Below are 8,260 nucleotides of genomic sequence, written 5' to 3'. Positions count from 1 at the left end.
AACACCTCACGGAAGGTGGGATCACCACCCACATCCGTACGCAGAACCAACGTATTGACGAAGAAGCCCACGAGATCATCGAGAGCCTGATCCGTCCGCCCCGCGACCGGCGAACCGATCGGGACATCTGTGCCGGCACCACACCGCGAGAGCACGGTGGCCACGGCGGCCTGGGCCACCATGAAGGCGGTGGTGCCGGTCTCCCGTGCGAGCCCGGTCAGCGCCCGGTGGACCGGGGCGGGGCAGGACACGGTGAGGGTGGCGCCCTGGTAGGAGGCGACAGCGGGCCGGGGCCGGTCTGCCGGCAGCGTGGCCTCCTCGGGGAGGCCGGCCAACGCCTCCTGCCAGTGGTCGAGTTGGGGAAGCTGCTCGGCGCCGAGGAGGTCGCGCTGCCACAGCGTGTAGTCGGCGTACTGGACGGGGAGCAGCGCCCAGTCGGGGGCGGCGCCCGCGCCGCGGGCCTCGTAGGCGCGGCCGAGGTCGGCGAAGAAGGGGGCGTTCGACCAGCCGTCGGAGGCGATGTGGTGGGTGACGACCATGAGGACGTGCTCCTCGGTCGCCAGCTCGAACAGGGAGGCGCGGATCGGCAGTTCGGCGGTGAGGTCGAAGACCTCGGCGCTCTTCTCGGCGAGCAGCCCGGAGAGGTCCTCCTCCGTCGCCTTCGCCGTCGGCAGGGGTACGTCGATCCCGTCAGCGGCGAGGATGTGCTGGTGGGCCTCGCCGTCGGCGGTCCGGAAGACGGTCCGCAGGGATTCGTGGCGTACGACGACGTCGTTGAGGGCGAGACGCAGGGCGTCCGCGTCGAGGCCGCCGGTGAGCCGTACGGCCAGCGGGATGTTGTAGGTGGCCGACGGGCCTTCCAGCTGGTCGAGGAACCAGAGGCGTTGCTGCGCCGATGACAGCGGCACCCGTTCGGGCCTGTCCTGGACCGTCAGTGCGGGACGGGCCGGCTCGCCGCTGCCCGCCGCGACCAGCTCGGCGAGCTGGGCCACGGTCGGGTGCTGGAAGATGTCGCGCACGGTGATCCGCGCGCCGAGGGCGGCGCGGATCCGGCTGACCAGCCGGGTGGCGAGCAGGGAGTGCCCGCCGAGGCGCAGGAAGTGGTCGTCGACGGTGACGGAGGCCCGGCCGAGTACGTCGGCGAAGAGGCCGCACAGCACCTCCTCGACGGGGTTTCGCGGGGCCCGTCCGTCGCTCTCGCCGGTCAGCACGGGCTGCGGCAGGGCGCGGCGGTCGAGCTTGCCGTTGCCGGTCAGCGGCAGGGTGTCCAGGACGACGAACGCGGACGGCACCATGTACTCGGGCAGGGCGTCGACGGCGTGCCGGCGGAGGGCGGCGGTGTCGACCTCGGCGCTCGCGGTGCCGAGGTCACCGCCGTTGCCGCCGTCACCGCTGTTGCCGCCGTTGCCGACGACGTAGGCGACGAGTCGCTTGTCCCCGGGGCGGTCCTCGCGGACGATCACCGCGGCCTGCGCCACGGAGTCATGAGCGACGAGGGCCGACTCGATCTCCCCGGGCTCGATCCGGAAGCCGCGCAGCTTCACCTGCTGGTCCGCCCGACCCAGGTACTCGATCTCCCCCTCGCGCGACCAGCGCACCAGGTCGCCGGTCCGGTACATCCGCGATCCGGCGGAGCCGTACGGGTCCGCGACGAACCGTTCGGCGGTCTGGGCCGGGCGGCCCAGGTAGCCGCGGGCCAGGCCGGCGCCCGCGATGTACAGCTCGCCGGGGACTCCGGGTGCGACCAGGCCGAGGTGGTCGTCGAGGACGTACAGACGGGTGTTGTCGAGGGGACGGCCGATGGGCAGCGCGCCGTCGTAGTCGAAGGGCCGGCGGACCGGGTGGGAGGTCGCGAACGTCGTGGTCTCCGTCGGGCCGTAGCCGTTGACCACGGTCAGGTTCGGGCAGGCCTCCATCACCCGGCGCACCGCCTCGGGCGGCACCACGTCGCCGCCCGTCCACACCTCCCCGAGCCCGGCGAAGGCGCCCGGGTCCTCCTCGGCGACCAGCCGGAACAGACCGGCGGTCAGCCACAGGCCGGTGATCGACTCCTCGGCGAGGACCGCCGCCATCGCCGCCGTGTCGAGGACGCCGGGCGGGGCGACCGCCACGGTGCCGCCCGTCAGCCAGGGCGCCCACAGTTCGTAGGTCGTGGCGTCGAAGGTGTGCGGGGAGTGGAAGAGCACGCGCGCGTGGGCGGGCCGGGTCCAGCGGTGGTCCAGGGCGAGTTCGGCGACGTTGCGGTGGGTGATGGCGACGCCCTTGGGCACGCCCGTCGAGCCCGAGGTGAACATCACGTACAGCCACTGGTCGGGGTGCGTGGCGACCTCGGGGGCGGTCTCCGGGTGGGCGTCGAGCTCCGGGTCCCGGTCGAGCCCGTCGACCAGGACGATCCGTGCGCCGGTCGCCTCGGTGAGGATCTCGTGGCCGGCGAGCGCCGGGTCGACGAGCAGGACGGGCGCGGCGGTGTCGGCGAGGATGCGGGAGAGCCGGGAGGCCGGGTCGACGGCGTTGAGCGGGGCGTACACACCGCCGGCCTTGGTGATGGCGAGCAGGGACAGGACCAGGTCGACCGAGCGTTCCATGAGGACGGCGACGACGGTCTCGGGTCCCACGCCGAGCGAACCGAGGCGGTGCGCGAACCGGTTGGTGAGGGCGTCGACCTCGGCGTAGGTGTAGCCGCGGCCGGCCTGGGTGAGGGCCACCGCGTCCGGGGTGCGTACGGCCTGCTCGGTGAAGAGGGCCGCGAGGGAGGCGTCCGGCACGGGGGTGGCGCGGCCCGTCCAGGTGTCGAGGAGCAGGGTGCGCTCGGCCGCGTCCAGCAGGTCGAGCCCGGAGAGGGGCGTGTCGGGGTGGACGACGGCCTCGGCGAGCAGTCGGCCGAGCCGGGCGAGCAGCGCCTCGACGGTCTCGGGGTCGTACAGGTCGGTGGCGTACTCGGCGGTGATGTCGAGACCGCCGGGGCGGCCGTCTTCGGTGAGGTGCTCGTCGAATCCGACGGTGAGGTCGAACTTGGCGGTGCTGGTGGGCGAGTACTCGGCGCGCGTCCTGAGGCCGGGGAAGTCGGCACCGGAGGTGCCGGAGTCCGTGGAGGCGGCCGAGGAGCCGCCGGTCCCCGCTGCGGTCGCGCTCGCCTGCACCAGGGTCAGCATCACCTGGAAGAGGGGGTGCCGGTCGCCGGTGCGCTCGGGGTTGAGGGCCTCGACGAGCCGGTCGAAGGGCAGGTCCTGGTGCGCCCAGGCAGCCAGGTCGGTGGCCCGGACGCGCTCCAGGAGCTCGCGGAAGGTCGGGTCTCCGCTGACGTCGGTGCGCAGGACCAGGGTGTTCACGAAGAAGCCCACGAGGTCGTCGAGGGCCTCGTCGGTGCGGCCGGCGACCGGGGAGCCGACGGGGACGTCGGTCCCGGCGCCGGAGGCGGAAAGCACGGTCGCGAGCGCCGCCTGCGCCGCCATGAAGAGGGTGGCGCCGCTCCCCCGGGCCAGCTCCACGAGCGCCGCGTGGGTCGCGGGCGGGCAGTGGAGGGTGCGGGTGTCGCCGCGGTAGGAGGCGACGGCGGGGCGCGGCCGGTCCGCCGGGAGGGTGGCCTCGGCGGGGAGTCCGGCCAGCCGCTCGCGCCAGTAGGCGGTCTGCCGCGCCATGACGCTGTCCTCGGCGTCGGCCTCGCCGAGCAGTTCGTGCTGCCAGAGGGTGTAGTCGGCGTACTGGATCTCCAGGGGGTCCTGCTCGGGGGCGCGGCCGGCGACGCGGGCCCGGTAGGCGTGGGCGAGGTCGCGGAGCAGCGGGGCGATGGACCAGCCGTCGGAGGCGATGTGGTGCATGACGACGAGCAGGACGTGCTCGTCCTCGTCCGCGTCTACGGCCAGGACGTGCTGATCCACGTCCGAGTCGACGGCCAGGACGTGCTCGTCGTCCGCGTCCCCCTGCCCGTCCTCCGTCGCGAGGCGGATCAGCCGTGCCTCCACCGGCAGGTCGACGGCCAGGTCGAAGACGTGGGCCGACTCGGCGGCGAGGACGTCCGCGAGGGTCTCCTCCGTCGCCGTGAGGACGGGCAGGTCGAGCCGTACGTCCACGGCCTCGCGTATCTCCTGGTGCGGCGTGCCGTCGCGCTCCGGGTAGACGGTGCGCAGGCTCTCGTGCCGGGCGATCACGTCGCCGAGGGCCAGGGTCAGCGCCTCGGTGTCGAGGGTGCCGGTGAGGCGGAGGGCCAGCGGGATGTTGTAGGTCGCCGACGGGCCCTCGAGCTGGGCGAGGAACCACAGGCGCTGCTGGGCGTATGACAGGGGAATCACTGGGAGGCTCCCATCCGGCGCATCGGCCGCAGCTTGGGTCGCGCGGTCTCGGCGCGGTCGAGTCGCTCGGCCAGGGCGGCCACGTTCGGGTTCTCGAAGAGGGTGGGGACCGGGAGTTCGGCCCCGAGGGCGGTGCGGATCCGGCTGATCAGCCGGGTGGCGAGCAGGGAGTGTCCGCCGAGGCGGAAGAAGTCGTCGTCGATGGTGACGGCGGGGACGCCGAGGACGTCGGCGAACAGCCCGCACAGGACTTCCTCGCGCGGGTTGCGCGGCTGCCGGCCGCTGCCGGCGGTCGTGGCGGCGGGTGCGGGCAGGGCGCGGCGGTCCAGCTTGCCGTTGGAGGTCAGCGGCAGGGCGTCCAGGACCACGAACGCGGACGGGACCATGTAGTCGGGCAGGAGGCCGTCGGCGTGGCTGCGGAGCAGGTCGGGGTCCGGGGCGGTGCCGCCGTGTCCGACGAGGTAGGCGACGAGCCGCTTGTCGCCGGGCCGGTCCTCGCGGACGATCACGGCGGCCTGTGCCACGGAGTCGTGGGTGACGAGGGCCGACTCGATCTCGCCCGGCTCGATGCGGAAGCCGCGCAGCTTCACCTGCTGGTCCGCCCGACCCAGGTACTCGATCTCCCCCTGCCGCGACCAGCGCACGAGGTCGCCGGTCCGGTACATCCGTGAGCCCGGCGGTCCGTACGGGTCGGCGACGAACCGCTCGGCGGTGAGCGCCGGCCGGTCGAGGTAGCCCTGGGCGAGTCCCGTACCCGCGATGTACAGCTCGCCCTGGACGCCGGCGGGCAGCAGGCCGAGGTGCTCGTCGAGGACGTAGAGCCGGGTGTTGTCGATGGGGCGGCCGATGGGCAGCGCGCCCTGGTAGTCGAAGGGCCGGTGGATCTCGTGGGAGGTCGCGAACGTCGTCGTCTCCGTCGGCCCGTACGCGTTGACCACGGTCAGGTTCGGGCAGGCCTCCATCACCCGGCGCACCGCCTCCGGCGGCACCACGTCGCCGCCCGTCCACACCTCGCCGAGCCCCGCGAACGCGCCCGGGTCCTCCTCGGCGACCAGCCGGAACAGACCCACTGTCAGCCACAGACCGGTGATCGACTCCGCGGCGAGGACCGAGGCGAGCGCCGCCGTGTCGAGCAGGCCGGGCGGGGCCACCACGAGGGTGCCGCCGGACAGCAGGGGCGCCCACAGCTCGTACGTCGTCGCGTCGAAGGCGAGCGGCGAGTGCAGCAGCACACGGCGGTGGGCGTCGCCCGTGAACCGGGTGTCGGCGGCCAGCTCGGTGATGTTGCGGTGGGTGACGGCGACGCCCTTCGGCACACCGGTCGAGCCCGAGGTGAACATCGCGTAGGCGAGCTGCTCGGGGTGGACGTCGACCTCGGGGGCGGTGTCGGGCAGGTCCGCGGAGACCGACTGATCGATCTTCATGCTGCGTGCGCCCGAGGGGAGTTCGAGGTCCACGAGGTCACGGTCGGTGAGGAACAGGGTCCCGCCGGACATCCGGACGATCAGCTCGATGCGGTCCGCCGGGTAGCGGGTGTCCAGCGGTACGTACACCCCGCCCGCCTTCACCACGGCGAGGATCGCCACGACGGCTTCCAGGGAGCGTTCCAGGAAGAGGATCACGCGCGATCCGGGCCGGACGCCCTCGGCGATCAGCCGGTGGGCCAGCCGGTTGGCGCGCCGGTCGAGGTCCGCGTAGGTCAGCCGCTCGCCGCCGAGCGTGACGGCGACGGCGTCCGGTGTACGGGTGACCTGCGCGGCGAACAGCTGCGGCAGCGAGGCGGCGGGACGGGACCGCGCGGTGCCGTGCCAGGTGTCGAGGAGCTGGGCGCGTTCGTCGGCGGCCAGGACATCGAGGTCTCCGATCGGGACGTCGGGGGCGCCGGCCGCCGCTTCGAGGAGCCGGACCAGCCGTGCGGTGACGGCCGAGACACTGGCCGCCTCGTAGAGGTCGGTGGCGTACTCGACGGTGATGCCCAGGCCGGCCGGGCCGCCGTCGGCCGCCCGGTGCTCGCGGAAGGTGAACGTGAGGTCGAACTTGGCGATGTCGAGCGCCGTGAACTCCGACTCGGCTCGCAGACCGGGGAGTTCGGGCACCGGACCGGCCGCGTCGGTGACCGAGAGCATGACCTGGAAGAGCGGGTGACGGGCGGCGGAGCGCTCGGGGTTGAGGGTCTCCACGAGCCGGTCGAAGGGCACGTCCTGGTGCGCCCAGGCGGCCAGGTCGGTGGCCCGGACCCGCTCCAGGAGCTCACGGAAGGTCGGGTTGCCGCTGACGTCGGTGCGCAGCACCAGCGTGTTCACGAAGAAGCCGACCAGGTCGTCGAGGGCCTCGTCGGTCCGTCCGGCGACCGGAGAGCCGAGCGGGATGTCCGCGCCGGCGCCGGAACGCGACAGGAGGACCGCGGTGGCAGCCTGCGCCACCATGAAGAGCGTCGTGCCGTTCTCGCGGGCCAGCCGGGTGAGGGCGGTGTGCAGGTCCGCGGGGCACTGGACGGTGAGGGAGGCTCCCCGGTACGAGGCGGTGGCCGGCCGCGCCCGGTCGGCGGGCAGCGTCACCTCCTCCGGGAGCCGGTCGAGCGCCTTGCGCCAGTGGTCGAGCTGCCGTTCCTCGTCGGCGGCGAGCAGGGCCTGCTGCCAGAGGGCGTAGTCGGCGTACTGGACGGGCAGCGGCTCCCACTCGGGCGCCGCGCCCTCGACGCGGGCCGTGTAGGCGGCACCGAGGTCCCGCATGAGGGGTGTGTTGGACCAGCCGTCGGAGGCGATGTGGTGGGTCACGAGGAGCAGCACGTGCTCGTCGTCCGCGATCCGCACCAGGTCGGCGCGGACGGGCAGTTCGCGGGCCAGGTCGAAGGTCGTGGCGGACAGGTCGCGCAGTACCGCGGGCAGTGCGTCGCGCGTCGCCGGGATGACCGGCAGGTCGAGGTGCGCCCCGGCGGCCGGCACCACCACCTGGTGGGGCGTGCCCTGCTCGGCGGGGAAGACCGTGCGCAGCGCCTCGTGCCGCCCGACGACGTCGGCCAGGGCGAGCCGCAGCGCGTCGGCGTCGAGGACGCCGGTGAGGCGTACGGCGAGGGGGATGTTGTACGTGGCCGACGCGCCCTCCATCTGGGCCAGGAACCAGAGCCTCCGCTGGGCGGCGGACAGCGGCACCCGCTCGGGCCGCTCGCCCGCCACGAGGGCCGGCAGCCGGCCCTGCCCGTCGGCTCCGGGGTCGGCGAGGAACTCGGCAAGTCCGGCGACGGAGGGGCAGCGGAAGAGGTCGCGTACGGACACCTGCGCCCCCAGCGTGTGCCGGATGCGGCTGACCAGCCGCGTACCGAGCAGGGAGTGTCCGCCGAGCCGGAAGAAGTCGTCGTCGATGGAGACGGCGGGCAGCCCGAGCGCGTCGGCGAACAGCCCGCAGAGCACCTCCTCGACGGGGGTACGGCCCTGCCGGCCGCCGGGCCCGGTGCCGAGCCTGGGCGCGGGCAGGGAACGGCGGTCGAGCTTGCCGTTGGCGGTCAGGGGAAGGACGTCGAGCTCGACGAAGGCGGAGGGGACCATGTACTCGGCGAGCCGCCGCAGGCTGTGGCGTCGCAGGCCGTCGGTGTCGATACGGGTTCCCGGCGCGGGGACGAGGTAGGCGACGAGGCGCTTGTCGCCGGGCCGGTCCTCCCGCACGATCACCGCGGCCTGCGCCACCGAGTCATGGGCCAGGAGCACGGTCTCGATCTCACCGAGCTCGATCCGGCAACCACGCAGCTTCACCTGCTGGTCCGCCCGCCCCCCGAAGACCCCCTCACCGAACTCGTTCCACCGCGCCAGGTCACCCGTCCGATACATCCGCTCACCAGCCGGACCGAACGGATCCGCGACGAACCGCTCAGCACTCAACGCCGACCGACCCACATAACCCCGGGCCAGATGACTGCCCGCGACGTACAACTCCCCCACCACCCCCGGAACGACCGGACGCAGCCCCTCATCCAG

General features: G+C 73.6%; 2 protein-coding genes. Both read right to left on the bottom strand.

The genetic code is table 11. The features are described 5' to 3' along the window. Positions 1-4,289, bottom strand: a 4,289-nt coding sequence (locus E0F75_RS39545; RefSeq protein ID WP_229315883.1) for a non-ribosomal peptide synthetase, incomplete at its 3' end; no start/stop codon positions are given. Then, positions 4,286-8,260 (bottom strand): amino acid adenylation domain-containing protein (locus E0F75_RS39540; protein ID WP_374115523.1); only part of this gene is annotated, 3,975 nt, incomplete at its 5' end. The genes E0F75_RS39540 and E0F75_RS39545, both read right to left, overlap by 4 nt.

The organism is Streptomyces sp. CB02980, assembly GCF_014451325.2.
In the GTDB taxonomy this organism is placed as follows: domain Bacteria; phylum Actinomycetota; class Actinomycetes; order Streptomycetales; family Streptomycetaceae; genus Streptomyces.
Note: the sequence above shows the minus strand (reverse complement) of the source record. Positions and strands in the feature narration are given on the sequence as shown.